This is a genomic window from Leptospira vanthielii serovar Holland str. Waz Holland = ATCC 700522 (assembly GCF_000332455.1).
Taxonomy (GTDB): domain Bacteria; phylum Spirochaetota; class Leptospiria; order Leptospirales; family Leptospiraceae; genus Leptospira_A; species Leptospira_A vanthielii.
The window spans coordinates 1-25,957 of record NZ_AOGY02000049.1 but is presented as its reverse complement, the minus strand read 5'-3'; the positions used below and the strand labels follow the sequence as shown (position 1 = coordinate 25,957).

At 37.0% G+C, this 25,957-nt stretch carries 24 protein-coding genes and 3 pseudogenes; 14 read left to right on the top strand and 13 right to left on the bottom strand.

Features of this window, described 5'->3' with window-relative positions; genetic code table 11:
- Together LEP1GSC199_RS10600 and LEP1GSC199_RS10595 are read right to left on the bottom strand one after the other, a co-directional pair.
- Window positions 1–413: pseudogene (locus tag LEP1GSC199_RS10600) on the bottom strand (transposase); the annotation flags it as partial.
- A 23-nt stretch (window positions 414–436) separates the two neighbouring features.
- Window positions 437–2,083 (bottom strand): 7TM diverse intracellular signaling domain-containing protein, encoded by a 1,647-nt coding sequence (locus tag LEP1GSC199_RS10595; RefSeq protein WP_002981982.1) that lies wholly within the window; start codon window positions 2,081–2,083, stop codon window positions 437–439.
- A gap of 254 nt (window positions 2,084–2,337) precedes the next feature.
- On the opposite strand from LEP1GSC199_RS10595, the gene LEP1GSC199_RS10590 reads away from it, so the two are divergent.
- On the top strand, window positions 2,338–3,777 hold the full coding sequence (locus tag LEP1GSC199_RS10590; RefSeq protein WP_002982000.1) for a lactonase family protein: 1,440 nt from the start codon (window positions 2,338–2,340) through the stop codon (window positions 3,775–3,777).
- Between the two features lie 107 nt (window positions 3,778–3,884).
- Here the strand turns inward: LEP1GSC199_RS10590 and LEP1GSC199_RS10585 are convergent, their stop codons facing one another.
- Window positions 3,885–4,688, bottom strand: a complete 804-nt coding sequence (locus tag LEP1GSC199_RS10585; RefSeq protein ID WP_002982010.1) for a helix-turn-helix domain-containing protein — start codon at window positions 4,686–4,688, stop codon at window positions 3,885–3,887.
- 118 nt (window positions 4,689–4,806) lie between these two features.
- The gene (locus LEP1GSC199_RS10580) at window positions 4,807–5,328 is read right to left on the bottom strand and encodes a DUF4442 domain-containing protein (protein WP_002982019.1); all 522 of its coding nucleotides are present in this window, start codon (window positions 5,326–5,328) and stop codon (window positions 4,807–4,809) included.
- A 188-nt stretch (window positions 5,329–5,516) separates the two neighbouring features.
- Between LEP1GSC199_RS10580 and LEP1GSC199_RS10575 the strand changes: the two genes are divergently transcribed.
- Window positions 5,517–6,089, top strand: a complete 573-nt coding sequence (locus LEP1GSC199_RS10575; protein ID WP_039926597.1) for a TetR/AcrR family transcriptional regulator — start codon at window positions 5,517–5,519, stop codon at window positions 6,087–6,089.
- Between the two features lie 255 nt (window positions 6,090–6,344).
- On the opposite strand, the gene LEP1GSC199_RS10570 is transcribed toward LEP1GSC199_RS10575, so the two are convergent.
- Window positions 6,345–6,632, bottom strand: a complete 288-nt coding sequence (locus LEP1GSC199_RS10570) for a hypothetical protein (RefSeq protein ID WP_039926591.1) — start codon at window positions 6,630–6,632, stop codon at window positions 6,345–6,347.
- Between the two features lie 468 nt (window positions 6,633–7,100).
- Between LEP1GSC199_RS10570 and LEP1GSC199_RS10565 the strand changes: the two genes are divergently transcribed.
- Window positions 7,101–7,526: a hypothetical protein gene (locus tag LEP1GSC199_RS10565; protein ID WP_232420755.1), complete on the top strand. Its 426-nt coding sequence runs from the start codon at window positions 7,101–7,103 to the stop codon at window positions 7,524–7,526.
- Window positions 7,527–7,543: 17 nt separating this feature from the next.
- Here LEP1GSC199_RS10565 and LEP1GSC199_RS10560 read toward each other — a convergent pair whose 3' ends face one another.
- Entirely contained in the window at window positions 7,544–7,918 is a 375-nt protein-coding gene (locus tag LEP1GSC199_RS10560) for a high-potential iron-sulfur protein (RefSeq protein ID WP_002981962.1), read from the bottom strand.
- Between the two features lie 2 nt (window positions 7,919–7,920).
- On the bottom strand, window positions 7,921–10,152 hold the full coding sequence (katG, locus tag LEP1GSC199_RS10555) for a catalase/peroxidase HPI (RefSeq protein ID WP_002981974.1): 2,232 nt from the start codon (window positions 10,150–10,152) through the stop codon (window positions 7,921–7,923).
- Between the two features lie 941 nt (window positions 10,153–11,093).
- Between katG and LEP1GSC199_RS10545 the strand changes: the two genes are divergently transcribed.
- The 5 genes from LEP1GSC199_RS10545 (at window position 11,094) to LEP1GSC199_RS10525 (ending at window position 15,502) form a co-directional block, all read left to right on the top strand.
- On the top strand, window positions 11,094–12,479 hold the full coding sequence (locus LEP1GSC199_RS10545; RefSeq protein ID WP_002981992.1) for an ethanolamine ammonia-lyase subunit EutB: 1,386 nt from the start codon (window positions 11,094–11,096) through the stop codon (window positions 12,477–12,479).
- A gap of 4 nt (window positions 12,480–12,483) precedes the next feature.
- Entirely contained in the window at window positions 12,484–13,257 is a 774-nt protein-coding gene (gene eutC, locus LEP1GSC199_RS10540; RefSeq protein WP_002981998.1) for an ethanolamine ammonia-lyase subunit EutC, read from the top strand.
- Between the two features lie 7 nt (window positions 13,258–13,264).
- Window positions 13,265–13,525, top strand: coding sequence for a cysteine-rich CWC family protein (locus LEP1GSC199_RS10535; RefSeq protein WP_002981996.1), 261 nt, complete (start codon window positions 13,265–13,267; stop codon window positions 13,523–13,525).
- Window positions 13,526–13,567: 42 nt separating this feature from the next.
- Window positions 13,568–14,287 carry a hypothetical protein gene (locus tag LEP1GSC199_RS10530; RefSeq protein WP_039926594.1) on the top strand — a complete coding sequence of 240 codons (720 nt, stop codon included), beginning with the start codon at window positions 13,568–13,570 and terminating at the stop codon, window positions 14,285–14,287.
- 111 nt (window positions 14,288–14,398) lie between these two features.
- The gene (locus LEP1GSC199_RS10525) at window positions 14,399–15,502 is read left to right on the top strand and encodes a helix-turn-helix transcriptional regulator (protein ID WP_002981977.1); all 1,104 of its coding nucleotides are present in this window, start codon (window positions 14,399–14,401) and stop codon (window positions 15,500–15,502) included.
- 28 nt (window positions 15,503–15,530) lie between these two features.
- On the opposite strand, the gene LEP1GSC199_RS10520 is transcribed toward LEP1GSC199_RS10525, so the two are convergent.
- Window positions 15,531–16,502, bottom strand: coding sequence for a DUF1554 domain-containing protein (locus LEP1GSC199_RS10520; RefSeq protein WP_002981989.1), 972 nt, complete (start codon window positions 16,500–16,502; stop codon window positions 15,531–15,533).
- Window positions 16,495–17,451 carry a hypothetical protein gene (locus LEP1GSC199_RS10515; RefSeq protein WP_002981994.1) on the bottom strand — a complete coding sequence of 319 codons (957 nt, stop codon included), beginning with the start codon at window positions 17,449–17,451 and terminating at the stop codon, window positions 16,495–16,497. Before LEP1GSC199_RS10515 ends, LEP1GSC199_RS10520 begins: the two co-directional genes overlap by 8 nt.
- Window positions 17,452–17,647: 196 nt before the next feature.
- On the opposite strand from LEP1GSC199_RS10515, the gene LEP1GSC199_RS10510 reads away from it, so the two are divergent.
- From LEP1GSC199_RS10510 to LEP1GSC199_RS10500, 3 genes are read left to right on the top strand one after another with little or no spacing between them, the layout of a single operon-like run.
- Window positions 17,648–18,355 (top strand): glutathione S-transferase family protein, encoded by a 708-nt coding sequence (locus LEP1GSC199_RS10510; RefSeq protein ID WP_002982004.1) that lies wholly within the window; start codon window positions 17,648–17,650, stop codon window positions 18,353–18,355.
- Window positions 18,356–18,394: 39 nt separating this feature from the next.
- Entirely contained in the window at window positions 18,395–18,736 is a 342-nt protein-coding gene (locus LEP1GSC199_RS10505) for an ArsR/SmtB family transcription factor (protein ID WP_002981965.1), read from the top strand.
- A gap of 6 nt (window positions 18,737–18,742) precedes the next feature.
- A complete protein-coding gene (locus tag LEP1GSC199_RS10500) occupies window positions 18,743–19,225 on the top strand; it encodes an SRPBCC family protein (protein ID WP_002982014.1) in 483 nt (160 codons plus the stop codon).
- 63 nt (window positions 19,226–19,288) lie between these two features.
- On the opposite strand, the gene LEP1GSC199_RS10495 is transcribed toward LEP1GSC199_RS10500, so the two are convergent.
- Window positions 19,289–19,663 (bottom strand): hypothetical protein, encoded by a 375-nt coding sequence (locus LEP1GSC199_RS10495; RefSeq protein ID WP_002981988.1) that lies wholly within the window; start codon window positions 19,661–19,663, stop codon window positions 19,289–19,291.
- Window positions 19,664–19,994: 331 nt separating this feature from the next.
- Here LEP1GSC199_RS10495 and LEP1GSC199_RS10490 point away from each other — a divergent pair, with 331 nt between their 5' ends.
- Window positions 19,995–21,785, top strand: a complete 1,791-nt coding sequence (locus LEP1GSC199_RS10490) for a methyl-accepting chemotaxis protein (protein WP_002981984.1) — start codon at window positions 19,995–19,997, stop codon at window positions 21,783–21,785.
- Between the two features lie 113 nt (window positions 21,786–21,898).
- On the opposite strand, the gene LEP1GSC199_RS10485 is transcribed toward LEP1GSC199_RS10490, so the two are convergent.
- Window positions 21,899–22,153 (bottom strand): glycoside hydrolase family 130 protein, encoded by a 255-nt coding sequence (locus LEP1GSC199_RS10485; protein WP_039926587.1) that lies wholly within the window; start codon window positions 22,151–22,153, stop codon window positions 21,899–21,901.
- A 460-nt stretch (window positions 22,154–22,613) separates the two neighbouring features.
- On the opposite strand from LEP1GSC199_RS10485, the gene LEP1GSC199_RS10480 reads away from it, so the two are divergent.
- A complete protein-coding gene (locus tag LEP1GSC199_RS10480; protein ID WP_002981972.1) occupies window positions 22,614–23,900 on the top strand; it encodes an alanine racemase in 1,287 nt (428 codons plus the stop codon).
- A gap of 38 nt (window positions 23,901–23,938) precedes the next feature.
- Here the strand turns inward: LEP1GSC199_RS10480 and LEP1GSC199_RS10475 are convergent, their stop codons facing one another.
- Together LEP1GSC199_RS10475 and LEP1GSC199_RS10470 are read right to left on the bottom strand one after the other, a co-directional pair.
- Window positions 23,939–24,940, bottom strand: a complete 1,002-nt coding sequence (locus tag LEP1GSC199_RS10475) for an NADP-dependent oxidoreductase (RefSeq protein ID WP_002981960.1) — start codon at window positions 24,938–24,940, stop codon at window positions 23,939–23,941.
- Window positions 24,941–24,966: 26 nt separating this feature from the next.
- Window positions 24,967–25,416, bottom strand: a pseudogene (locus tag LEP1GSC199_RS10470) (SDR family NAD(P)-dependent oxidoreductase); the annotation flags it as partial.
- Window positions 25,417–25,472: 56 nt separating this feature from the next.
- Here LEP1GSC199_RS10470 and LEP1GSC199_RS10465 point away from each other — a divergent pair.
- Window positions 25,473–25,957: pseudogene (locus LEP1GSC199_RS10465) on the top strand (transposase); the annotation flags it as partial.

Sequence of the window (25,957 nt, the reverse complement as noted above, 5' to 3'; positions counted from 1 at the left end):
TTGCAATTCCTTTTTTAGTTCGCCTCTCGGAGATAGATATAAGTATAAATAGTTTGATGGGAAACTGATTCTGTAATTCCGCTTGGCAGATTTTCTTTTAAAGACATCTCTATTTGCTCTGGTGACCATTTAAGTTCTAATTTAGATTTTATAAATTTTCGTAAATTTGGATGTTTTTGCAACTTTATTTTACCAGAATTTCTGGAACTTTCATTCTTCTGTGAAATGATTTGAGCATTTGATACTGAATAATTAATGAAAGAATTTCTTGAATAACCTTTAGATAATTCTCTGGAAATGCTTGAAGGACTTCGATTCAGTATCTTAGCTATACTTCTAATACTTTCCTCTTTAAATCGCATCTCAGCAATTACTTCCCTTTCTTTCAAATTAATTCTTGTATAATGATTCATTTATTAACACCTTATTCATTAGATTATCGGTGTTGCGTTAAAAATTTGATTCTACCAACAATAAAACAATAGAGAAAAAATAATTTCTCATGATTTATGATATTTTTTTTAAAGATCCCAAAACTCAGTTTTGCATTGGAGGAATCTTCGTGAGTGAATGCATTTTCAATCAAAGTATGAAAAATGAGAGGAGGAATGAGTTCGTTATTATCAATGCCAACTGTTTTGAATTTATATTCTTTTTCCATCCGCATTTTCATTACGCCAATATGGTATCTGCATAAATCAATTTCATCACCAATAGGAATTAGTTGTTTTGATGCCACTTTGAGGATAATGCGAAGTTCTCCGACAAGTGAGTCTAGGATTAATGCTGATTTTTCGGGACATTCGGATACCCAGTAACGAATGGCCGACAAGGAATTCATTAAAAAATGTGGTTGGATCGTTTTTTTATAAAGTTCGAGTTCCATCCTTTTTGAATGAATGTTTGAGTGATAGATTCTGTCATTTAAAAGGACAGATTGTTCTAATTCTTCTTTTTGTTTTTCTACTAGTAAATTTAGTTTTGAGTGTTTCTTTGAGAGAAAAAATGATTGAGAAAAGAATAAAACAAATGTACCTATCGGGCCGTAAATTTCTGTTTTGATAATGTTTTTCTCGAATAAAATATCGTTTAGGACTGTCAGGAATAAAAACAGGAATCCCAATAAAAAACCAGCCGCACTTTCTCTTTTTTTGATAAGAGCTTGGGATAAAATCCAAAAGGTATAGATGCAACAAAATAACATAGTTATTTCAGCTGGAAATAATGTTTCTTCTATCCATGTGGATTCTGAAACTAAAACAAAAATTGAAAAGGAAAAAAATAGAAACTGGAATGTATAATAACAAAATTTATTGGTTTCATTGGGAAAAACTTTTGCAATGAAACTTAGTAAAAAAGGAAAGGTCAAATAAACAGAAAGGAAAAAAAACTTTATCAACCATCTCCATTCAAAATCGGGAAATAGTATAAGTAAAAAAAATTCACCACTTGTTAGTTTGTAAACCATACTCACAAAAGCATACATAGAAAAATAAAGTAGGCTTTGGTCATTCTTTCGTAAAAGAAAAAGTGTAAAGTGGTATAACGATATTACAAATAAACTTGCAATTAAAAAAATATCCAAGGCAAGCCTTGACTGTTTGAGTTGAATCATTGATTCTTGCGTGCCAATTTCAATACTCTGTCGAAAACCTGCATTTAAAGATTTATAGTTTGCTACTTGGATAATAATTTCTACGGTTTCTGTTTTGGGTGTAAAAAATATAATTTTTGGTAACCAATATTCTTTTGTTTCTATTTCCGTTGTACCAACAATTCCATTTTCAGAAATCAGGTATCCATCTAAATACATCCGATATGTGGTAAATGCATGAGGAATATAAAAAGACCATTGGAAGTTTGTTGGTTTATTGGGCAAAGTTAGAAGTAAACGAAAAGTACTATAGGATTTTGGTGAATAAAATTTGCCCTCAATTTGTTTTTCATTCCAAAATCCAGGAAGTACCATTATCTCTTTAGCTAATAATGCATTTTGATTCTTAAAATCTTCGGAACACAAAAATTTTTGGTAATAAAATTCCCATTCCCCATCAAGTTTAATCGATGTTTGTTTCTGAAACATTGATTCGCTTAAAACCAATTTCCCGTCAATAGCCTTCGGTAAACGATTGTTTGATGTATTGTTTTGGCATGTGAAGAGCAGCGAAACCAGAATTAGGACTTTTGTGTGGTTTAATGCGCTACGGGAAATCCTTGGAATGAATTGATAATGTGCCATTGTATTGAAAGCGGATTTGTCTGATCCCACTCCTGATTCCAGTCCCAGGACGACAGATTTCATCATATGAATTAGAATACAGTGTATAGGAATTCGTCGTGAAGAATCAAATCAATATTGTAAATTTATTTTTAATCACTACATCTCTTTTTTTACACCTTCAATGTGCTCCTGCGAAATTAAATTCAACTTGTGATCCCGAAAGTGAAAGTTTTGCGATGACCGCATTGTTGGAGTTTGGTTCGACCGATGGTTCCTTCTTATGCCCTATACTTTCTGGTTTTAGTCCATTACGATTAGATTATGGAACTGATTTTTTTGTTATGCGACAAGAGGAAACGATTGGTATTTTAAAACCGGTTTCTTCGGAGCCAATAACTCATTGTGAGTCATCACCTAGTTTGCCCCTTGGTATAGTTCTGGATGAATCAAATTGTGCACTTTCGGGTACTCCTTTGGTCGGAATGAATGCAACCAAATTTATGATCACTGCAAAAAGTCAACATAAACAAATAACAATTCCGTTGGTGATTAAATCATTATTTATCCCGAAATTTGCATTTGTTGCTAATATTGGATCGGGCTTGATTAATTCTTATACCATCAATGCAACTTCTGGAGTTCTCGGGGCAGGTGGTTTTGTTGCGGCAGGGGGAGGGCCAGAATCGATGGCTCTCAGTACCAATCAAAAATATTTAACAGTTGCTAATCGCAATACTAACGATCTCAGTCAGTTTTCCATCAACCCGCTGAATGGGAATTTAACTATCGTAGAAACAATTTCGAGTGGAGGAACAATTCCAATCGCAGTGGTTTACCATCCATCAAAGGATTTACTTTATATAAGAAATAGCGATAATATTGCCACTTTTTCTGTAAGTCCGCAAACTGGTGATTTAACCCTGATAAATACAACCTCTAATGTCCCTGATTCTTCAGGGATTGCAATAGATCCGTTGGGGAATTTTTTATATGTTGCTTCTTTTAATGCTAACTTAATTAATTCTTTTGGGATAGACCCAGTCACAGGTTTTTTAAATCCCAATCCCATTCATTCTATCCCATCCGGTTCCCGACCAAGAAGATTGGTAACTCATGCGAATGGTAAGACTATGTATGTCGCATACGAAAATAGTAGTAATATCTCTACTTATCAAATTGATGTTAACACTGGTTCTATGAGTTCAATTTTTCCCGATACTCCATCCACTGGAGTGGTTTCTGGAGCTATCGTTTCTGATCCAGTGGGAAAATTTGTGTATATGGCAAACCGAGACACCAATACAATTTCTATGTATGCAACCTCTTCAACGAATGGGGAATTGATTCCAATGTCACCAAACACTGTGGCCACCGGGAATGGTCCTTTGGGGATTGATGTTGATCCTTCTGGGAAATTTTTGTATAATACAAATATGACAGATTCTACTGCGGGAATTTTTACGATCAACCAAGCGAATGGAAATTTATCACCGAACGGTTCCATCGGAACAAGTACAAGCCCGGCGGTCATTGTAACGGCAGGATCCAATCCTTAATCTATTAGGTATGGTTTCTAAAAATTATGATCTTTTTAATCAATGTAGTTTTAACATTTAGTTGTGATTTTAATTCTTGTGGTCTTTCTTTAGTTAGGATACCTGTGTTATACATTAATAAAATTCTTTGTTTCAGTGATGTTTGAGCTTATAGTGGATATAAAAGACCTCTGCCGATATTCTGATGCAGTAATTTTTAGTTCCTTTTTGAAAGCATCATAAAAACTGGAAAGGGACTTGTAACCTACCTCAAAGCCAATATCGCTTACATTCTTTTCCGGGTATTTGATTAAAAGATCTTTAGCCTCTTTGATCCTATAACTATGTATAAATGTATTAAAGTTAGTCCGTTTTTTCCCATTTAAAAATTCTGAAAGTTGTCTTGGGTGTAACTCTAGTTTTGCGGCCAAAGTTTTTAGAGTTAAGTCCTCATTGAGATAAACTTTTTCTCCTTCCATCAGATGGGACAACTGATTTTCGAGTTGTTCTAAATCCACTTGTAGTAAACGTGATTTTACATAGTTGGGGTTCTCATTTTGTTTCGGGTTGATTTTTCGGCGGAGAGAATGTCTTTGCAGAGCTAATCGTAACCTTTCTTCTGAAACAGGTTTTGCGAGGAAGTCTAAAACTCCGTATTCAAAAGCACGGATTGCGTTGTCTGTATTTGCTGAAACTATAATTGTATTTGCCGATTCTTTGGGGAATTTATCAAAAAAATGAAAACCATCAGACCCGAAAACGTTTAGATCTAAAAGAAATAAATCTACCGTTGTTTGCCTATAATACCTATAGGCAAGGTCCAAAGAAGTGGCGTGCATAATTTCAATAATAGATGAACCTAAAATTGTAATTAATAACTTGCTTAGATATTTTGCATGTATCGGTTCGTCTTCTAAAATCAATGCTTTCATTTTATACTTTTGATTCAGGATTAAAAATGGCTATTCTCTTATTTGTTCTCTTGGGTTAACCCTTGTTATCAAAATAAGAATTCATCAAGTAAAGATTGTTTTACTAAAGTGAATCCGTTTAAAATTCCTTTTTTTTTGTATTTGGTAATAATCTTCTAATATATATAGTTTTTTTAACATTGGCAATGGTGTTTCCATGGAAGTCAGTAACATCGGTCATAAAGATGTAGCTAATTTTTTTTTGTTTCGATAGGAGGGATTCTATCTCCTCTATATCAAGATCAGTAACCTCAAATTTTGCAAAAACGGAGCTGTTATTTTTATTAATATAATCAATCTCTGCTCGTTTATCCCAAACCATATAGTTACTTCCCAATCGTTTCATTAATAAATATACATAAAAAGGGTCGCACATGGAATATAGGGATCCGCCGAAATGTGTACCCATGTAACCTTTGTTAAAGAAATTCATCTTTAGTTGAACAAATATCTTGTGTTTCTCTTTCTCAAATTGAATTACTTTTATACCGGATCCCCGAAAGGGACTATATAGGTTTATTGCTCTTTTAAATCCTAAAAAAAACTCCAACCATTTCCACTTTGGGTCAGGATGGAAAGATTCAGCCAAATTTACCTTCATTCGTTTTTTCCTGTAAGGTGTTATTGTTTGTAAGTAAAATCGTAAAAGATTCGGATGGTTCGCTTTTTTTTGATTTTAATTTACAATTGAAAATTAGGATTCGAAGGTGGGGTTAGTTTGCAATGAAAAAATATTGAAACTATAAAATTGAATTTACTATGTAGTAAACATTGTACTATTTGGTAAACATGACTAGGACCGTTACAGAGAAAATTGATTTAGTTCCTAAGTTACTCGAGTTATTCTGCATGTATGGAATTGATGGGGTATCCATTCGAATGGTTGGAGAAAACACGGGTTTAGGGAAAGGAAGCATATATTATTTTTTCCCCAGTGGAAAATCAGATATGGTTGATTTTGTGATTCTAAATGCAGAAAGGTTTCTAAACGACAAATTGTTACTCTTAACTGAAAATAGAATTAAAGGAAAAAAAGGGATCGAAGAGTTTCTGAATACTTTTTTATCTGATAAAGATTTTTTATTGTATATTCATTTTATGAGTTGTTTGGCACTTTCCCATCTAAGAGTCCTTTATATGGAAAAATTAAATCTTTTTTATAAAGATCTTACAATGAAATTAGCAAAAGTTATTACTAAGGAGGGATATTCGAATAGTAAGGCATGGAATATTGCTGAAAATGTGATTGTATCCATTTACGGCAGTTATCTTTTTTCTTGTTCTTTGGAAGATAAAATTTATTTTCCAAACCGTATCAAAAAATTAAATAAGATCCTAATGGAAAACCTTAAGTCAACTTAATATGGCAAATTTCAAACTGGCTTTGTTCTGCAAAAAAATACGATTAATGAAATTCCAGAACCTAGATCCCAGTGACAAACTATTATAAAGAGTGAGAGTAACCGACCAGTTTATGCGATTTGCTATTGTTGTAAAAATATTTGGATTAGTATTTCAGTGTTTCGTTAGGGATTGCCGATACCAAATGAAAAGAGCGCTTCCCAATGCCTAATAATCTGCATTGGGATTTTTTCTTAAGAAAAAAGTTTTGGTTATCTAATTTCGTACAATTTGGCAATACTTGTCAACACCATCCTCGGTCATTATTATCGGCGTACATTCTGCTGGATGTACTGTAAATGTACCACGTTGTTTGCAACCTGAGGCTCCAAAATTTTTGTTGTCAATCATATTGACTTTTATATCTGCAATTGGACAATCAAAATCATAGGCCGCCCTCGCTCTTACTTTCTCTGAGATCATTTCGCCAAAACGTTTTTGGCCGACACTGCAGCCAGTTATAAGTAACATTGGAAAAATGAATGAACTCAATTTCAGAATCATAAATTATTTATCTCCTTAAAACAAATACCTTAATCGTATTTTAAAGCAACAGTCCATATTTGTCGTCCTGGGACGGGAATCAGGACGCGAATTGAAGATTTTTTTTTCAGAATGTTATAGTCTTTGATTCGTTTCGTAAATCACTTAGAGAAAATTGCTATCAATTTAGGAGGGAATCAGATGTTTTATTTATTAAGTAAGGACTGCATTTCGTTTTAAAAGGGAAACTTTGGCTTTTAGTTCTTTCTTAAATTGAACATAAAATCTTATTTTGGGATAAAGAAAGAAAATTTGACCTAAAGCATCTCAATTGAGATAGAAGGAAATGGAAAATTCCCTTACCTTTTTTGGAATCTTTATTTATTAAAAACTTTGAGGATAATGATTGTGATTTCTAATCTTTTTAAAAAAAATATTCTAATATTTAGTTATATTTTTTGTTCAACTTTTTCCTGTTCTACGGAGCCTGTGAAAGAGGTTTATGTTGAAAAAGGCGAACAAAATGTAGTTACCAAACGAACCTGGAATCCGACTCCACAATGTTGCGATCTTCATTCCGAATTTTTGGGTGTAGTTGTGCTCAGTAAGGTCTGTGTTTCGGATACGGAAACCAAATTGGAATTGTACACTAAAGAATCTAAAAAGGTTTGTGTATTGAAAGAAGGGATGGTATTTCGGGATGACTTGGGAACTTCCTATTCCTTTTTAAAATCGGAAGGAGTAGGGCTTTGCCCCAAACGAACCCAGATGAAAAATACTTCGTTCACTTTGTACTTCCAAAGTATTTCTTCCGAAGCTGGGTCCTTTGATTTGATAGAAGATAAAAATGCAAAACATGCACACAAACCTTGGATTTTTGAAAAGGTAAACCTAACACAATGTGTTTGGAAATAAAAGGTCACTATTTCTTTTTATGTTTTTTGTGACCAAGCAGAACACCACCCTTGTGAAGATACAACGCCAGCACTGACGATATTACATTTCCCCCATCCCTCATTCAATTTTGTATACTGGGCACAGTGTTTGCAAAATTGATTCTTTGCTTGGGGTTCCTTTCTTTCTGGATAGAGAGTAAAATCAGTTTTTTTGGCGTCTTGATGGAAACCTAAGGCTTTGGCAGTGGGATCCGACTCGGAGACAGGAGTGAGTCCCTCTGGAATGGATCCCGAGGGTTTGTTTTCTGCCATCACTTCCGAGGAAAAACCCAAACCCCTCTCAATCAGTGAGAGAGAGGTTACCAAATAGAATGACTTGGTTAGGAAAGTTTTACGTGAAGTTTTGGCCATTTTTACTTCTTAACATCAAACCTGTCTAACATCATCACTTTGTTCCAAGCAGCCACAAAGTCTTTTACAAACTTGTCTTTACCATCATCCGCTGCATAAACTTCGGCCACAGCGCGAAGTTCCGAATGAGAACCAAGGATAAGATCCACGGAAGTTGCTGTCCACTTTTTAGCGCCTGTTTTGCGGTCTACACCGTCGTAAAGGCCATCTGTTTGTGGAGACTTTTGCCATTTTGTCGACATGTCGAGTAAATTGACAAAGAAATCGTTACTTAAGACTCCAGGGCGATTTGTTAGAATTCCGTGTTTGGATTTTCCAGAATTTCCATCCAGAGATCTCATTCCACCCAGAAGCACTGTCATTTCAGGAATGGTAAGGGACAACATGTTTGATCTGTCCACTAACATCTCTGTAGGTGAAAGTGCGTTGCCAACACCGTAGTAGTTACGAAATGCATCAGCTTTTGGTTCCAAAACAGAAAAGGAATACACATCCGTTTGTTCTACTGTGGCATCAGTCCGACCTGGAGTGAACGGAACAGTTACTTTAGTTCCTGCTTTTTTTGCTGCTTCTTCAACTGCTGCAGTTCCACCTAGCACAATCAAGTCGGCAAGTGAAATTTTATTTCCTGATTCATTAAAATCAGACTGAATTTCTTCTAATTTCTTTAATGTTTTGGAAAGTTCTTCAGGATCATTTGCAGCCCAATTTTTTTGAGGAGCCAAACGAATCCTGGCACCATTTGCTCCCCCCCTCATGTCTGTACTGCGAAAACTGGCAGCAGAAGCCCAAGCGGTTCTGACAAGTTCCGGGATGGACAGGCCCGATTTTAGAATTTTACCCTTTAGGCTCTCTACTTCTTTTTGACCAACTAACTTGTGATCAACGGCAGGAAGCGGATCTTGCCAAATGAGAGGTTCTTTGGGTAGGTCTTTTGAGATATAACGGGAAAGTGGTCCCATATCTCTGTGGGTGAGTTTAAACCATGCTTTTGCAAATGCGAGTTCGAACTCTTTGGGATTCTCTTGGAATTTTTTTGCGATAACTTTATAACTTGGATCAAACTTTAAAGCTAAGTCGGTGGTAAACATAATCGGTGCATGGCGAAGTGTTTTGTCATGAGCATCTGGAACCATATTGGCCCCTGCACCATCTTTTGGAATCCATTGGATGGCACCGGCTGGACTTTTGGTTTGAACCCATTCAAAACCAAATAGGTTGTTCAGGTATTGTGTTGTCCACTTTGTTGGATTGGCAGTCCATGCACCTTCCAGTCCACTCGTAATGGTATCTTCCGCATTTCCTTTTTTCAGGTTGTTTTTCCAACCAAACCCTTGTTCTTCGAGTCCCGCTGCAGCTGGTTCTTTTCCCACATGTTTAGATGGATCTGCTTTACCGTGTGCTTTACCAAATGTGTGACCACCAGCAATGAGTGCTACTGTTTCTTCATCGTTCATCGCCATACGGCCAAAGGTTTCTCTAATATCTTTAGCGGCTGCTAGTGGGTCTGGGTTTCCATTCGGACCTTCTGGGTTTACATAAATCAGTCCCATCTGAACGGCACCGAGTGGATTTTTTAATTTGCGTTCTCCTTCATACCGTTCGTCGGCTAACCATTTTTTTTCTGGTCCCCAATAAACAAGGTCGGCTTCCCAATCATCTGTCCTTCCACCGGCAAAACCATAAGTTTTGAATCCCATGGATTCAAGGGCTACGTTTCCAGTGAGAACCATTAGGTCGGCCCATGAGATTTTTTTTCCGTATTTCTTTTTGATCGGCCAAAGGAGACGGCGTGCTTTGTCTAGGTTGGCGTTGTCAGGCCAACTATTGAGTGGTTCAAATCTTTGTTGTCCACCACCGGCACCACCCCGTCCGTCATTGATTCGGTAGGTTCCGGCGCTATGCCATGCCATTCGAATGAAAAAAGGACCATAGTGTCCGTAGTCGGACGGCCACCAATCTTGGGAGGTTTTCATCAGAGTTTTGATCTCCTCTTTGATTGCCTGGATGTCTAGTTCTTTGAATTCTTTAGAGTAGTTGTATTGTCGCCCCATGGGGTTGGATTCCGCTGCATGTTGGCGGAGAGGTGCCAAATCGAGTCGTTCTGGCCACCAAAACTGGTTGGAAATGTTTTGGCGTTCCATAGAACTCGAAGGTTCTTTGGTGTCTGCAGCTCCCAATGGGCTGAGTGCGAGCATCAAAATGGCAATTGCCGAAATGTTTGTTGTTCTCATATTGACCTTCATTTTCTAGATTTAGTATAAATTTAGAATAAGTCTAGTAATAGAAAGCAAGCTATTTTTTAGATTTAGTCTAAATTTATGCTGTTGGGGACAGAAAATCAAGATTCTGTCAATGCGAACGGAAAAAAATTCTGAATCGAATTCTTTTTAGGAAACCAAGATATGCGTTGTTGTCGGGAATTTGAAAGGAAAACTCAGAGTCCTTTCGAGTGGCTTTGGGCAAATCCCGATATTTATACGATTTCTCATAAGGATGAGAAAGTAAAATGGAACTTGGTTGAATTTTGTATTAAGTTTGTCGAAGAATCTTTAAAATCCAGATGATGTATGACAACAAAACAATTGTTTTGTTGCGTTAAAAATAAGTGGTTCTAAATATAGGGAATATAAGGTAAATCTTATATTCAGGAAGGTGAATGTTTGTTTTTAATTGATTTTATTGTATCCTTTTTCCCTAAATTTTTGTTTAGAATTAGAATTATTGTATTGATGGTTCTGTCTCTACTAAGTTTCCACTGCGGTCTACCTACCGGTAATGATTGCTCCAAAGCCACTGATGAGGCCGCTATTTGTGAATTGGCAGTGTATATTGCTTATCCTAGTTGCGTGAAAGAAGATCGTAGAACTTCTTATCAGTTTCCATCCAACCCGTCAACATATACTGTTAAAGTAAGCGACACTGGATGCGAATTGACTCGATTTGCTTTGGTCCAGGGTTGCAAAGATCAGAAAAAAAAGAAATGTGGTGATTGATTTTTCACCAAATGTTTGTTAAATTTATCATGGTGTCTTATGGCACTTGCAAAGGCGCCCCCTAATTTAGGGGACTCTTTTCTGTCCGTTTAGTTCCCTCTACGTCAATATTGCTCCGTAACCAATAATCCCAAGGAAAAGTTCTATCCGAAAACTTCGAGATCGGATAGAGTCTACCCATGGGTTACAAAACAATCCTTGGTGCCAAAACCTACCATTTTCCAGAATTAAAAGACCTTTTGGCAAAGGCCAGTCCTCACAGATCGGGGGATGTCCTTGCGGGACTTGCCGCGACAAGTCAAGAAGAAAGAGTGGCCGCACAAATGGCCCTTGCCGATGTGTATCTTTCTGAATTTTTAAACAAAGAACTAATTCCAGCAAACAAAGATGAGGTGACTCGTTTAATTTTTGATTCGCATAATAAAGAAGCATTTGGTTCGATTTCTCACCTTACTGTGGGAGGTTTCAGAGATTTTTTGTTAGCCGAGACTACTGACAACGAATTAATTGCTTCGATCCAGTGGGGGATCACTCCTGAGATGGCAGCGGCTGTATCCAAACTTATGTCCAACCAGGATTTAATTCTAGTTGGTAAAAAAATAACTGTCATCACTAAATTTAGAAATACTTTAGGTTTGCCTGGCCGACTTTCCGTTAGGTTGCAACCAAACCATCCCACCGATGATCCGAAAGGTATTGCTGCCAGTCTTTTGGATGGACTTCTTTTAGGAAGTGGAGATGCCGTGATTGGAATCAATCCGGCAACGGATAACATTCCTACTTCCATTGCTCTTTTAGAAATGTTGGACAACTTAATCCAAAAGTATTCTATCCCCACCCAATCTTGTATTTTATCTCATGTAACCACTTCCATGGAAGTGATGAAACGGGGTGCTCCATTGGATTTGGTTTTCCAGTCCATAGGAGGGACAGAAGATTTAAATAAAAGTTTTGGTGTGAGTCTTTCTATTTTGAAAGAAGCTCGGCAAATGGCTCTTGAGTTGGGACGGGGAAGTGTGGGAGATAATGTCATGTACTTCGAAACTGGGCAAGGAAGTGCTTTGTCCGCCGGGGCAGATCATGGGATCGACCAACAGACGTTAGAGGTAAGAGCTTATGCGGTGGCACGAGAGTTTTCTCCACTTCTTGTCAACACGGTTGTTGGATTTATTGGTCCTGAATATTTATACAATGGCAAACAAATCATTCGAGCTGGTTTGGAAGATCATTTTTGTGGAAAGTTACTTGGCCTTCCTATGGGTGTTGATGTTTGTTATACAAATCATGCAGAAGCCGATCAGGATGATATGGATACACTGTTGACACTATTAGGTGTCGCTGGATGTACTTACATTATGGGAATTCCAGGGGCAGATGATGTTATGTTGTCCTACCAAAGTACATCCTTCCATGACGCTTTGTATCTAAGGCAAGTTTTAGGATTAAAACCTGCACCTGAGTTCGAACGGTGGTTAATCGAGCGAGGTATCTTTTCGAATCAAAATGGTTTTTTACCAAAAGAGAATCGACATTTGAGTTTACTCGAAGATCTATTAGGAAAGTAGATTTATGACTTTTTTAGAGGAATGGAAACAGTTTAGTAATGCTCGGATCGGTCTTACTCGGTCTGGTGGTTCCATTTCCACCAAAGAAGTGTTAAAGTTTCGATTGGATCATGCAAGAGCCAGAGATGCCGTATTACTGAGTCCCAATTTTTTTAAGTTACTCGAGGATTTAGAGACTTTAGGCAAACCAAAAAATCTCCCCAGTATCTTTGTGGAAAGTAAAGTCCATTCTAAAGAAGAGTATTTGTTACGGCCCGATTTGGGGCGAAAGTTGTCCTCTGAGTCGATTGCCAAGTTACAACCATTAGCTGGTGAGTGCGATGTTGTTCTTATTGGCGTGGACGGCCTCTCTGCGAAAGCAATCGATGAGAATTTAATTCCCTTTTTGAAAAATCTAATCGAAACTCTTGGCAAAACAAGTTTGCGACTTGGGCCTTTGATACTGTCGAAGTGGGGTAGGGTGGCAATTGGGGATGAAATTGGTGAAATTTTAAAGGCAAAGGTATCGATTGTTGTGATTGGAGAGAGGCCGGGTTTATCTTCGGCAGATAGTTTGGGTGTTTATATCACCTACAGGCCGCAAGTTGGTAAAACGGACGAAAGTCGTAATTGTATTTCGAATATCCGCCCCGGTGGATTTGGTTTTGAAAGTGCCGTAGCGAAAACCATGTATCTCGTTCAGGAATCCATTCGGAGAAAACTTTCCGGAGTGGAATTGAAAGATGAAATGCCACCGGAGTTTTTACTAAAATCGAAAGCCCCTACGTCTATTGAATGAATCCAAAATGGTGAATCAAAAAAAATCCGACCCGATACAGAATCTCCCCAAACATGAGGAGAAAATATGTCCCAATTGTTTACATATTTTTGAATGTAAGGTTGGATCCATTAGTCTTTGCCAATGTACAAAAGTCACTCTTACTTTGGAAGAACGAGATTATTTAGCGCAACAATTTGCAGACTGTCTCTGTTATCAATGTTTGGAGAAATTGGCCTTCGAATATCGAATTACAAAATCATATAAGGCACTCACATGGAGTTTTTAAATCAAATTTTTCTGGCTTGGGATGGAATCAAAAAAGAATTACATGGATGAATTATTAGAATTAGGATCGAAAGCCCTAAGAATTGCTGCATTGAATATAGATGCAAAAAATTTTATCTTAAACAATGAAGCCTTATTCATTACATTAAAGAAAGCTGCTAATCGATATATCGGTGGAGATACATTAGAAGAGACAATAACGAAAGTCATTTCGGAAAATCAAAATGGCTTTAAGTGCTCCATTGAGTTTATGGGAGAAAGTACAAAAACAATTCAGGAAACAATCGAAGTTACTGATGAATTTCTCCGAATTGTTGAAGGAATTAAAACTCAAAAGCTTTATTCTACGATTTCTCTTGATCTCTCTCATATCGGGTTAACCCTATCGAAAGAGTTTTGTAGGGATAATTTAGAAAAAATCTGTAAAGAAGCAAAAAAAAACGGAATAGAAGTGATCGTTAGTGCAGAGGATGTGGAAAAACTGATTTCCAAAAACCATAAATGTTCCATTGCAACACACCACCATAAAATACAACAGGAAACAAAAACTCTCATAGAGAAATACATACCAAATCAAAGTTCATATGAATTTGAAAGTCTTTATGGGATTCAAACGGAGAATTTGGCGACACTTCGAGAGGAAGGTCATCCTACCAAACTTTACTTTGTTTATGGAAAGGAATGGTATCTCTATCTCTGCAATCGTATAGCTGAATACCCATTAAATATTTTCCGAGCTCTAGATGATATTGTTTCCTCTTAAAATCCACCAAACAATTGTAGTATTTTCATTAATTCTTATATAGAAATTTCAAAATTGAATGGAAAATATACATAGGTAGTTGTTCTATTTGTTTAGAAGGATGAAACTCTTTTGACCAGTATATTCTTTTTGGTGCCTCTCTTTGCTTCTTTGGCAAACGTTAGTTGTTTTATTGAAAATATCACACGCGACCACCGTTTTCATCGGCTACTCAGTGTGTTTTATTTTACGATTGGAATTCAGAATGCGGCGACTGCTGCCCTTTGTCTTGCTCCGAATGAAACTACTAGTATGGCTTTATGGATTTTCCAATGCCATTCATTTTTTCTTCTCGCTCCTGTCCTTGTGGCTTTGTGTTCATTTTGTACTGGCAGAAAATTGTTTAATAAGGCTACAATCGGCATTGCAATTTATGCACTGGCGATAGATTTACTTTGTTCTTCCATACCGAATACCTTTGTTTATGGATTTACCTTACTCTCATTTGGAATCGCACCTTTACTTACCATTTTCGGTGGAATTCTTGGGGGATCTGTCCATTTTTTTGCTATTGCTGTTTCTTTGTATTTTGTTCTCTCACCATTAGAATGGATTCCTTTTTTTGATCGTAAGACATTTATCATTGCCTTATGCGTTTGGTGGTTTGGTCTTTTTTCCAATTTTTTACCTATGTATGGATTTAATTTCCCTCCTTTTCATCCTGTTGTTGATGCTACTTTATCCGTGTTACTCTCAATTTATTTGAATCGATATAATACTTCTAGACCTAGCTTATATAGTTTAATTGCTTCCATTTTGATCTCGCTTGCTGTTGGATTATTTGTTGGAATTTTAGTTTTAGGAATTCTTCCTACTTTTCCTTTGAAAGAATTGGCCACTTCTGTGATTACAACCGTAATCAGTCTTTTGTTTTTTGCCTATTTGTTGAAAACAACTTTGAAAGACAATCGGCCAAATCTTTCTTTTTCCTTATCTCTTGAAAATTTTTCTTTATCAAAACAAGAACTTAGGATATGTGAATTGATTGCAGAAGGGCATAGTCGTTCGTTCATTCGTCTGATTCTTAATGTATCGGATGGAACTTTACGGAATCATTTGAAGAATATTTATGCAAAAGTACTCCCTGAATCCAATTCTACCTCAAAAGACCAATTGCAAAGGCTGACCGTATTTTTATCCAAACATAAGCTAATTGAAGGAAATTCTGGCAAATAAATATCAATTTTCAATATTTAAACTTATTTTACTGCTCAACACAAACTAACTCGCGATTGATGGAACATTGTTGTAGTCCTTTCCCTCTTGTGAGTGTCAATATATCTTGAGTATAAGCATCTCCAGCGACTCCCAATTCGCCAGAGAAATTTGTAGTCCACTTCAAACAAGCTCCATCTCCATTTAAATATGTTGTCCAATCTGATTCGAGTCCTGTCCAATGGTCAGAGCTAGTTGTTGTAATTGGTGTAGAAATTATTGATGTAAATAATCCATTGGCATTGGATGTTTCTATAGCAATTCCGTTTGGTCGTATGTAAGCCTGGTTTGCTTTGAAAACCCAATCGATCTGACCATCGCCCAAATTTGATGTGATACTTGCTCTTCGTGATATTCCGTCGACGACCATAGCTTTGAAATTACCAGAACCAGGGTAGTTTGGGTCTGACTGGCAACTGGAATCAAAGTTAGATGCTTTGCCAATATTGGCCGGGTAGCCATTCTGGGTTATAAATATAATACAGTTGATACAAGAAGACTTACAATTGATTTCAATATCCTGTATATTCTTGTTAGTAACCTTTCCTGTTGAGTTTACAATCTCACAGAAATTACCGTCTGCCTGATTCGCAAAATTGACTTCGTAATTTGATCCAACAGGAACAAGGATAGGAAAAAGAAACTCTGTGCTACCAGAGGGAATCTCGAGCGTTACTTTTTGATTCAAAATCAATCTAAGTCCAGCACCAGTAAGGCCTGAAATTTTTCCACCAACCGTAAAACCTGTTAGATTTGATATATTCATGGAAATACATTGGGAACTTATATCACCTAATATTAGTTTTGCTGCTATGGTTTTGGAAAAGGATTCGGAGCTTGCATCACATACGTTTTCCATTGATGGGGAACCGCAGTTAGTTAGGATACCCATAGAAAAAATAAGAATTAGTGTTTTTGCCAACTTATCAGATCGGATTTTTGTTAGAACTGTGTCAATCACTGGGAATAGTTATATATTCTTGTAAGATTGAAAACTTCATGGGTTGGTCGATAATGAGAACAGATTCAACTTTTGTGCATAAAAAATCTTTATCATTAATGTTGAAACTTGTTTTGGTCGTATGAAGACCGGCACTGGGGAAAGGTATCTCTAAGTCGACTGTGGGGGCAATAGTTTCCGAACTTCTTGGGCTTAATCCAACCAAGTCTAAGTGTAGAGAATTGCCCTGGCTTGGAAGGTTGTAGTTTGCCGTAAGTTCTACTGTCTCTCCTACTTTTGTGGCCGTAATACAATGCTCTTCACAATTACCCCATGTCGCCGGAATTTTCATTGCGTCCGCACAATTTCTTGGGTGTCCTATGGTTAATTGTTTTGAAGATATTCCAAATTCAGTTTTTGCCACAACGAATACTTTGATTTTTTTGTCCGCATCAGTAAGATAAGTATAACCACTGAAATTGGCAGCAGTTCGCTTGAGCGATTCCAATGCATTCGTCACAGTTCCATCGGGATGGAGTTCCATATTTTTTTTCCCGAAGTAGAGAGAGATTTCTGTATTTGCAGGAACAGGTTTTTGGAAACTAACACTAGTTTTTTGAAATTGTAAGAGGCCCTTTGTGGAATAGGGATCATCTGCTGGATTGGCATTATTGGTAATGTAAGTAATTTCATTAAGAATAGGAATCCCTACCGGAAGGTCATCTACTGCTATGGGGGCTGTTCCCACAGAACCACCTTGGCTGCCACCTAATTGGGAAGCCGTATTGGATTCTGAAGCAAGTAAGATGGGAACTAATTGGGTATCCGCATCCGAGGTCATTCCTTTACAACGCAAAAGGAAAAGAGAGAGTCCCGTGATGAGTAAAACTAGAAGGTTCCAACGAACAAAATGTATACTCCTTTGGAGAAGTCTGACCAAATGTTTGGTAGATTGTTTTTGTGTTTTCATGCACAAAAAGGTAACATGTTCTTCGGTATCTTACCATGTCCCGGATGTAATGAGTGAAACAATGGGCCTATCTCAAATGTCATGTTTGGAATTTGTATTTTCCCTTTTTTCATTGAATGGATTTTTCAAAGATACTTATCCAAATAGATAACTATTTTTCTTGCCAAAAAATCGAAAATGGTTGATAGTTTCACAAATGGATAACTATCACAAATCGGACCTCCTGCTTTACATCCATCCTCTGGCTTCCTTTTGCCATAAGGTGCTCGTCGCCCTTTATGAAAATGGGACAGAATTTGAACCTAGAATTGTGGATTTTTTAAAAGAAGATGCCAGTGCGGCTGAACTTTTCGCCTATTGGCCGGTCGGTAAAATCCCTCTCCTTCGAGATAGAAAACGGGAAAAGACAGTTCCTGAAACATCCATTATCATTGAGTATTTGGAAGAATTCTATCCTGGTCCTCAAAAGCTCATTCCTTCTGAAAGTCAGCTTGCTTTAGAAACAAGGCTTTGGGATAGGTTCTTTGATTTGTACATCAGTGTACAGATACAGAAAATCGTTGTGGACCGGTTGCGTCCGGAAGGCAAAAACGATGTCTTCGGAGTGGAAGAGGCCTACAATACATTAAAGATTGCTTATGATATGATAGAGAAACAATTGGGCTCCCAAAGATTCATTACTGGAGAAAATTTTACCATGGCCGATTGTTCCGCAGTGCCAGCACTTTTTTATGCAGATACAATTATTAGTTTTCGAAACACCCATCCAAAGATCACAAATTACTTCGAAGGTTTACTAGAAAGGCCTTCCGTCAAACGTACGATAGCTGAAGCAGAGCCTTATTTTGACATGTATCCATTGAGTGATCAAATCCCAAAACGATTCCGAAAAGGAAAATCCTAAGAATGCAAACTGGGTATGGGTTCATAATGATAACGATTTATGAAGTCTAAAATTTTAGGTTTAGAATCTATCTTTCATGCTCTTGCCGATCGCAGTCGTTTGGGAATGGTCGAACGTTTGAGTTTGGGTCCTGCTTCTGTCAAAGAATTGGCAGAACCTCTCCAGATGGCCTTACCTTCTGTATTGAAACATTTAAAAGTTTTGGAAGAGGGTGGGATTGTGATTTCAGAAAAGTTAGGTAGAGTTCGTACTTACCAATTAGAACCTACCAAACTTTCTGAAATTGATTTATGGATGGCAGAAAGAAAAGCAGCTTGGAACCGCAGTTTTGACCGGCTTGATAAATTTTTAATAGAAACGTCAGATGAAAATTCCGACTAGGGTAAAATGAAAGAAGGACAAGTAAAACACTCTACATTCACAATTGAAAGAATTCTTCCTGCTTCTAAAGAGAGATCTTTTGCTGCCTGGGCTAATGCTGAATCCAAACGAAGATGGTTTGCTTGCCATGATGATTGGAAAACCGTAGAATACCAGTTAGACTTTCGAATCGGAGGATTGGAATCCAATCTTGTGCTTACCCCGTCAGGAAGTAGGCACGTTTTCGAAGGACGTTATCATGATATAATCCCAAATGAAAGAATTGTTTATGCTTTTTCTATGTATGTAAATGATATTCGAATTTCTGTTTCACTTGTGACCGTTGTGTTTGAGTCAAAGGTTGTGGGACGAACTAAAATGGTATTTACCGAACAGATTGTTCTGTTAAAAGACTCAGATGATTTGAGGTTTTCTATTGAGGAGGAAGTTCGAGGTCGGGTGGAAGGAACCAATGCAGGTTTTGACCGCCTCGTAAAAGAACTGTCTTGAAGGCCCCTCGTTTGGAGCCTTCACATTCACCTTTTCATTCTTATGTGGTATTTTCTAGCTGAATCAAACCGGATATAGGAATTCGTAAAAAGTACCATTAACGACAGGAACTCTTATGTTTTTTGTATCTCCCTGTTCTTTTTCAGTTTCTAAATATTCAAAAAAGGATTTTTCGGGTTTGTAAAAGTATTGGGTTCTTGCTCGTTCCAAAGATTGGAGTGCTTTTTGAATATTTGTATTCTTCGATTCATTTTGGTCAAAGAACTGAAAGAGTTGGCGATTCTTTGTCGAAGCGGGTAAGGAACATTCCCAGCAGATTTCTTCTTCAACAGACATTATTTCATCATAAAGATCTGCCTCTTTGCCAGGTCCGCCGAGTGCCTTTAGTTTTAGGGAAAGTTCATAATATTCTTCTAATAGGGATTCAATGTATTCCATGTGTTTTTCACCTCTAAGATCCACTATACTCGTCGGGTAGGACAAAATCAGAAGTATCCCCGGAAATTAGGAAAGAAAATATGAAAAATTATTTGATTCTAAAGCTCAATTGGGCTAGGATCTCCCCCGATTTCCTAGATCCTGTCCTAAGAATTTCCCGCTAAATGTTTCGATCTCAGGCTTTGTATTGGTTTCGACTATTGCTTTTGCAATAAGTACGAAGTGTCCTAAATAAACTGGACCAATAGAAAATTTTAGAAAATATTCGCTTTCACAAAAAATATGAGTGATCGGCAAGAATCTCTCAAATACATATAGATGGAAACTCTATATGACAAACTCTAATCCCATCTCTCAAACGACTCTAAAAGTAAAGATTAACAAAAGTAAGGTGATTGGAATCAAAGGTCAACTTATGTTGTTTATTTTTTTGATTCTGTCTAGTGTGCTTTCTTGTATTTTTTATATCTCTTATACAACTGCGAAAGAACAGGTATTGAACGTAGGAGAAGAGATGTTTACCAATGTCCTAAAGGACGCTGTTGGACTTGTGGATGCCTTAAACGAAAGAGTAAAGGCTGGTGATATGACTCTGGAAGAAGCTCAGGAGATGGCAAAAACCTATATTGTCGGTCCAAAGATGCCTGATGGAAATCGCGATATATCTAAAACAAAAATGTCTACGAATGATTATATGTATCTTTGGGGAATTACGCCAGAAGGGATTGCAACCATGCATCCATTCAATATTGAAGGTGCAAACATCTGGGATTACCAGATTGAAGGAAAGTATACTGTTCGCGATACTTGGGGGAATCCAAAAGCTACCGGATATCCATTACGGGAAATTTGGCAAAATCCGGGAGAACCTATTTATACATTTATGGCTTATCAGGCCTATTACAAACCTTGGAATTGGGTGATTGGGGCAGGAGGTAGAGAAGAAATCATTTACGAAAGAAGATTACGTGGAATGCAAATGATTTTTCTTTTAAGCGCTGTCATCAGTTTAACCTTCTCCATGTTATTCTCCTATATTCTTGCTTCTTTCATTGCGAAGAGAATACAGAAAATTAAGTTTGTGGTAGAAAAAGCAAGCCAAGGAGATCTTCGAGAAAAAGTAGACCTGGCTTTCAAAGATGAGTTTGGAATCCTTGGGGATGATTTTAATAAAATGTCAACTAACTTACGTGAAATGATGAAACATGTCTCTAAATCATCATTCAAAGTTGCTGAATCGGCAAAGGATATGTATACCAGCGCAGAACATTCCTCTGCTGTTGCAGGAAATATTGCCAAATCAATACAACAAGTTGCAATCAACACAGAATCACAACTAGTTGCGTTTACGGAAAACAAACGAGCGATGTTAGAGAATTCTCAGGCCGTAGCAAAAATTGCAGAATCTACAGCTACGGTTTCAGATTTGGCAAACGAAGTGTTAGAGAAAGTGCAAGAGGGAAGAGATGTCATTGGAACCACCATAAAACAAATGACAGTTGTCAATTCTTCTGTGAGTGGAATCTCAAATAGTATACATGTATTAGGTGAAAACTCAAAAGCAATTGGGCAAATTGTAGAAACCATCAACCAAATTGCAAGTCAAACCAATTTGCTCGCACTCAATGCTGCTATTGAAGCGGCGAGGGCAGGAGAACAAGGGCGAGGATTTGCCGTTGTGGCAGATGAAGTTCGAAAGTTGGCCGAACGATCAGAAGATGCAACGAAACAAATCAGTGTATTGATTGGAGAAATTCAGAAGAACACAAAGTCAGCAGTGGCTATTATGGAAAATGGAAGTAAAGAAGTTGACCAAGGTGTTTCTATGGTTAATGAAGTGGGGCAAACTTTTGAAAGGATTGCAGGTTCTATTGAAAAAGTAACAGATGAAATGCAAGGAGTCTCTGCAACTACCGAAGAAATTTCTGCCAGCACAGAAGAGTTAAATGCTTCAACAGAACAACTGGCACAGATTTCAAATGGAATCTCTGATAGCACACAAGCTATTGCTGCTTCTTCGGAAGAGCAACTTGCGTCCTCAGAAGAAGTAACTGCTGCTGCAAACAACTTAGGCATATTGGCTGATGAACTTAAATCTGAGATCGATAAATTTAAGATTTAAGTTTATCTTATTGTATTGTTAGGATTACACTTCCAAAGTTTTTACTACCGGAAGTGCTTTTGCATTTGAATTAGGGAATTCAAAAGTGCCATTAGCTTTGGTAATTAAGATATTTATTCTTTGTTATTGGCCCTTAAATTTTCTAATAATCTTTTGAGATTAATCTTCGCAAAACCGACGGATCGATCGGACATTGCGTACGGAAGTATTAGATCACCACCATTGATGGCACTGCCACAACTATACACTACGTTTGGAACATAACCTTCTCTCTCTTTTTCATTAGGGACAAGTAGGGGTTCTAATAGTCTTCCGATGGGAATTTTTTGATGATCTTTGGTAAGGCAAATATAACATTTTCTAATCACTTGTTAGGTGATATAAGACCGAAGCTCATTAAAACTATTTTTCCCTCTACGCCGAATAAATCTTTATGAAAACTCGGATCAACAAAAGGGACATCAGGAATCCCATGTGCAATGATATCAATTTTGTCACCGTTTGGTTCCAAACTTTCTTTTCGATAGAAAGTCCTTTTTATATTTGATAGTTCTTGTTAGAAAGAGATCGGAGAGATTTGTAAATTTTTACTCCTCTCAATCTTGAATAAGTTACACGAGATACTTGGTTGTCCAGGTGCGATTGCGAGTAGAGTAATTATATATTAGCCTAACAATTGATATGGAATCGATTTGAAATAATTTGCAAGAGATTTACTCTTTATTTCGATGTTAAGAGAAAAAATAAATGATAATTTTAGGAAATTCTTAAAATTCATTGATTTTGCACAAAAAAATGTGTTACATCATCTTGGGTATATAATTGTTTATGTTTCAACTTCGTAAGTTTCGTATCTACATTCTCCTGATCGCTGCCATCGTCCTTGTTTATGTAATCAAACCAAAGGACGATGGATCAGCTTACAGCGATTATTTTTACAAAATCAACAAAGAACTAAAAGAGAACGGTTTTGGAAAACCTGTTGTGCTTTTGGATTTGGACCGGTTAGATGAAAATTTAACCACACTCTCCAAAAACATTCCACCACCACTCTATTATCGGATTGTTGTGAAATCTCTACCTTCTTTGGATCTTCTCCGCCACATTACCAAATCTACTAAAACCAATCGGCTCATGGTTTTCCATTCGGGAGACCTTGTGATGTTACTTGCTGATCCTGAATTTTCTTCTTTTGATATTCTTTTGGGTAAACCAATGCCTGTGCGAGCGTTAGAGGATATCTACCAAAAAACAAAAGTCGATAAGTTTCAAAAGACCCATTGGTTGATAGATACGGAAGAAAGGCTTACCCAATACTTAGAATTCGCTAGAACAAAAAATATAAAGTTACATGTAGTTTTGGAAATTGATGTCGGCCTTCACCGTGGAGGATTTGCTAAACCAAAAGATGCAATCAATGCTCTAACTCTCATTTATAGTAGCCAAAAACATTTAGAGTTTGATGGGTTTATGGGATATGAACCTCACGTGGCTTCTGTTCCAATTTTGTTAGGTGATAAAAACAAAGCCATCGAAAAAGCAATATTATCTTCGTTATCTTTGTATGAAAAATTTGTCATTTCAGGAAAACAGTCCTTTCCTTCTTTATTTGTAAAAGAATTACTTCTGAATGGTGGTGGTAGTAAAACCTATCGTTTCTATCAAAAAAATAACAAAATTGTGAATGATGTTTCTGTTGGTTCGGCACTTGTGATGCCCACTGATTTTGACGTGAGTACTCTTACCGAACACAAACCAGCATTTTTTATTGCGGCACCAGTTTTAAAACGTTTAGAAGGAACTACCATTCCCTTTTTAGAATCTATTTCTTTTTTGTTTCCCCTCTGGAACCCCAATCTTCAATTAACATATTTTACTTACGGTGGAGCTTATCTTGCAAAAAAAGAATCACCATCCGGGCTTTTTGACAATAGCCTTTATGGTGTCAGTACTAACCAAGGAATTTTGAATGGCAGTCGAAAGACCGGCTTACAACCTGATGATTATGTTTTTTACCGTCCTACACAAAGTGAAAAGGTGATGGCAGAGATGGGGGAAGTGGTTCTTTTGCGGAAGGGCAAAATCATTGGAACTTGGAAATGTTTCATCAATTAATGTGTTGTTAGCTGCATTCCCAAGGTTTTGGTAGGCATTCACTTTACCTTCACAACAACTTTTCCTTTGGAGCGACCGCTTTCTACATAAGCCATCGCTTCATTGACTTTTTCAAAAGGAAATACTTTGTCTACAACGGGACGGATGATTCCAGATTCGATCATCTTTGTTATTTCGTTCAATTGGTTTCCTTGTGCTCTCATAAAGAGGAACTGAAAAATCACTTTCTGTTTTTTTGCTTTTTTCCTAACTCCCAAACTTAGCAAATTAATAATTGTTTTTATAAACCAGTTGGAAGTAATTTCTGCCGCAAAATCTGTATCAGGTGGACCTGAAATAGAGATGAGTTTCCCACCGGGTTTTAGAATCCGCAATGATTTTTCAAGTGTTTTCACATCTTGACTGTGTAATACCAGATCATAATCTTTCAGAATCGTTTCAAAGTCATCTTTCCGATAATCAATGACTATGTCTGCACCAAGACTTTTCACTAATTCAAAATTCGACTCACTGGTTGTCGTAGCTACTGTTGCTCCTAAGTGTTTGGCCAACTGAATGGCAAAACTGCCGACTCCTCCTGAACCGGCTTGAATCAAAACTTTTTGTCCTTTTTGGATATTCGCTTTTTCGACTAATGTTTGCCAGGCGGTCAAACCAACTAGCGGAATAGAGGCAGCTTCTTCCATTGTCAAATTTCTGGGTTTGATCGCTACATCAGTTTCATCAATTGCTATCAGTTCTGCAAAAGTACCAATCCTATAATCAGCTGGCCTTGCATAAACCTTATCCCCCTCTTTGAATTTTTGTACCCCAGATCCAATTTTTACAACGACACCGGCAACATCATGGCCCAGAATGAGTGGAAATTTATAGGGTAGAATTAGTTTGAATTCGCCATTTCTGATTTTTGAATCCAGTAAGTTCACACCGGCTGCATGAACCTCAACCAATACATCATTCTCTTTAAGGATTGGTTCTGGCATCTCCGCAAATTGCAGAGTATTCTTCTTTGAATATCTTTGAATTGTATATGCTTTCATGTTATTTTCCCAATTGTTGAATCAAACTATTTTGTTTTGTTTATTTTTTTCAAGATCGAATTCTCAAAAACTTTATATGCGAAGTGTTGCAACGTGAGAATCAAAGAAGCCCCTTTGCCTACAGGGAAATTGAATTTTGGATTTTTTTTATCAATGATTTTGATTACTGTATCTACAACAGGTTCTGGAGATGGGGAATTGGCAAATGCTTCATTGGAGAAGGCAGCTGTCTTTTTTCGAAATAGATCATAATCCTCAATGACTACTTTTGAAGCGACAGCACTAGTTCCAATATTTGTTTTGAAAGCCATCGGTTCGACCATACTGACTTTGATATTGAATCCACTTAATTCAAACCTTAATACCTTGAAGTAACCTTCCAAAGAATGTTTTGAGGCTGAGTAATACGCAACGTTAGGAAGTCCGATGAGCCCTAAAAAGGAACCAACCGTAATGATTTTTCCCTGTTTTTGTTTGGTAGAATCAAATTTTTAACGCAACACCGATAATCTAATGAATAAGGTGTTAATAAATGAATCATTATACAAGAATTAATTTGAAAGAAAGGGAAGTAATTGCTGAGATGCGATTTAAAGAGGAAAGTATTAGAAGTATAGCTAAGATACTGAATCGAAGTCCTTCAAGCATTTCCAGAGAATTATCTAAAGGTTATTCAAGAAATTCTTTCATTAATTATTCAGTATCAAATGCTCAAATCATTTCACAGAAGAATGAAAGTTCCAGAAATTCTGGTAAAATAAAGTTGCAAAAACATCCAAATTTACGAAAATTTATAAAATCTAAATTAGAACTTAAATGGTCACCAGAGCAAATAGAGATGTCTTTAAAAGAAAATCTGCCAAGCGGAATTACAGAATCAGTTTCCCATCAAACTATTTATACTTATATCTATCTTTTACCGAGAGGCGAACTAAAAAGGAATTGCAAAGCTATCTACGCCGAAAGATGAAACCCTACAAAAAGTCGAAAAATACTGATAATAGAGATACGTGGCGT

Excerpts from the sequence above, each read along its gene's own strand:
- LEP1GSC199_RS10575 (WP_039926597.1), top strand. The coding sequence starts at position 5,517 with ATGACTAGGACCGTTACAGAGAAAATTGATTTAGTTCCTAAGTTACTC.
- LEP1GSC199_RS10570 (WP_039926591.1), bottom strand. The coding sequence starts at position 6,632 with ATGATTCTGAAATTGAGTTCATTCATTTTTCCAATGTTACTTATAACT.
- LEP1GSC199_RS10595 (WP_002981982.1), bottom strand. The coding sequence starts at position 2,083 with ATGTTTCAGAAACAAACATCGATTAAACTTGATGGGGAATGGGAATTT.
- LEP1GSC199_RS10475 (WP_002981960.1), bottom strand. The coding sequence starts at position 24,940 with ATGAAAGCATATACAATTCAAAGATATTCAAAGAAGAATACTCTGCAA.
- LEP1GSC199_RS10530 (WP_039926594.1), top strand. The coding sequence starts at position 13,568 with ATGGATGAATTATTAGAATTAGGATCGAAAGCCCTAAGAATTGCTGCA.
- LEP1GSC199_RS10510 (WP_002982004.1), top strand. The coding sequence starts at position 17,648 with ATGGATAACTATCACAAATCGGACCTCCTGCTTTACATCCATCCTCTG.
- LEP1GSC199_RS10535 (WP_002981996.1), top strand. The coding sequence starts at position 13,265 with ATGGTGAATCAAAAAAAATCCGACCCGATACAGAATCTCCCCAAACAT.
- LEP1GSC199_RS10495 (WP_002981988.1), bottom strand. The coding sequence starts at position 19,663 with ATGGAATACATTGAATCCCTATTAGAAGAATATTATGAACTTTCCCTA.
- LEP1GSC199_RS10480 (WP_002981972.1), top strand. The coding sequence starts at position 22,614 with ATGTTTCAACTTCGTAAGTTTCGTATCTACATTCTCCTGATCGCTGCC.
- LEP1GSC199_RS10505 (WP_002981965.1), top strand. The coding sequence starts at position 18,395 with ATGAAGTCTAAAATTTTAGGTTTAGAATCTATCTTTCATGCTCTTGCC.
- LEP1GSC199_RS10585 (WP_002982010.1), bottom strand. The coding sequence starts at position 4,688 with ATGAAAGCATTGATTTTAGAAGACGAACCGATACATGCAAAATATCTA.
- LEP1GSC199_RS10515 (WP_002981994.1), bottom strand. The coding sequence starts at position 17,451 with ATGAAAACACAAAAACAATCTACCAAACATTTGGTCAGACTTCTCCAA.
- katG (WP_002981974.1), bottom strand. The coding sequence starts at position 10,152 with ATGAGAACAACAAACATTTCGGCAATTGCCATTTTGATGCTCGCACTC.
- eutC (WP_002981998.1), top strand. The coding sequence starts at position 12,484 with ATGACTTTTTTAGAGGAATGGAAACAGTTTAGTAATGCTCGGATCGGT.
- LEP1GSC199_RS10545 (WP_002981992.1), top strand. The coding sequence starts at position 11,094 with ATGGGTTACAAAACAATCCTTGGTGCCAAAACCTACCATTTTCCAGAA.
- LEP1GSC199_RS10560 (WP_002981962.1), bottom strand. The coding sequence starts at position 7,918 with ATGGCCAAAACTTCACGTAAAACTTTCCTAACCAAGTCATTCTATTTG.
- LEP1GSC199_RS10580 (WP_002982019.1), bottom strand. The coding sequence starts at position 5,328 with ATGAAGGTAAATTTGGCTGAATCTTTCCATCCTGACCCAAAGTGGAAA.
- LEP1GSC199_RS10490 (WP_002981984.1), top strand. The coding sequence starts at position 19,995 with ATGACAAACTCTAATCCCATCTCTCAAACGACTCTAAAAGTAAAGATT.
- LEP1GSC199_RS10500 (WP_002982014.1), top strand. The coding sequence starts at position 18,743 with ATGAAAGAAGGACAAGTAAAACACTCTACATTCACAATTGAAAGAATT.